Source organism: Burkholderia sp. LMG 13014 (assembly GCF_905232215.1).
GTDB lineage: Bacteria > Pseudomonadota > Gammaproteobacteria > Burkholderiales > Burkholderiaceae > Burkholderia.
The window spans coordinates 1-1,144 of sequence record NZ_CAJNKE010001039.1; the positions used below are offsets into that span (position 1 = coordinate 1).

Genomic DNA, 1,144 nt, shown 5'->3' on the forward strand with positions numbered 1-1,144 from the left:
GAGCGGCTGCGACGCGGCCGCACGCGCAAGGTGCAGTACGCGTCGATCTCCGTGGCCGATGTGCTGCACCTGCCCGACGGGCCGGCCGCGCAGGCGCGCAATGCGCGTCTCGCCGAGCGCGACAGCGTGCTGCATCACCTGGACTGGATTCACGATTTCGACGCGCTGGCCGGGGAGCCGAGCGAACGGCAGGGTGGCACGTGGCTTTGAGCTTGCCACCTTGAGCCCGGCGTCAGGCCCGAAAGGCCCGCCGGGATGGCGTTCGCGGAATACGGGGCTGGTCGTCGGCCTGCTGGTCACCGGTCACCGGCCGGCCAGACGAACACGGGCGGGGCAGCGCCCGCCCGCCGTCATTTCACGCATTCGAGCGCGTACTTCAATCCCTGCCCGAGCAGCCCGCGCCATACGTCCCACGTATGCCCGCCGTCGACGATGCGCAGTTCGGCCGGGTTCTGCGCGCGGCGCAGGTGCGTGTACAGCACGCTCGATTCCGCCTGGATGGTCAGGTCGTCGTCGCCGGCCGCGATGAACATCGGGATCCGCCAGCTGCGCGCGAAGTAGCCGCGCATCAGCGCCGGGTAGTTGAGCTCGTGCCACACGCGCGGATCGAACTGCCGGTCGCCGAACACGCCGACGTAGCGCGCGGCGGAATTGAGCGGCGGCTCGTTCGCGTAGATCGCGGGGCTCAGCAGCATCGCGCCGCAGAACAGCCCGGGTTCGAGCAGCGAGAAACGCAGCGCGCCGAAGCCGCCCATCGACACGCCGCCGATCGCGCGGCCCGCGCGCTGGTTCGACACCGCGAAGTGCGCTTCGACTTCGGGCAGCAGGTCGTTGAGGAACGCGCTCTGCATCTTCTCCTTGCGATCGACGTACCAGTCGGTGCCGCCCTGCGGCATCACGATCACGACCGGCGGAATCTCGCGGCGCTCGATCAGCGTGTCGGCGGTGGCCTGCAGCCGGCCCTGCGTGACCCAGTCGTTCGCGTTGCCGGCGTTGCCGTGCAGCAGGTACATCACCGGGTAGCGCGCGCCTTCCGGGTTGTAGCCGGGTGGCAGGTAGACCGTATACGACCAGTCGCGCTTCAGCGATGCCGACCGGAACGTGCGCAGCACGACGCTGCTGCCCGGGTTGACCGCGGGCTCCA

At 69.8% G+C, this 1,144-nt stretch carries 1 protein-coding gene and 1 pseudogene; one reads left to right on the forward strand and one right to left on the reverse strand.

All coding sequences use genetic code 11. From position 1 onward, the window contains the following. Positions 1-210 (forward strand): annotated as a pseudogene (locus JYJ84_RS37200) (monooxygenase); the annotation flags it as partial. 140 nt (positions 211-350) lie between these two features. Here the strand turns inward: JYJ84_RS37200 and JYJ84_RS37205 are convergent. Then, positions 351-1,144, reverse strand: a 794-nt coding sequence (locus tag JYJ84_RS37205; protein ID WP_240201965.1) for an esterase family protein, incomplete at its 5' end; no start/stop codon positions are given.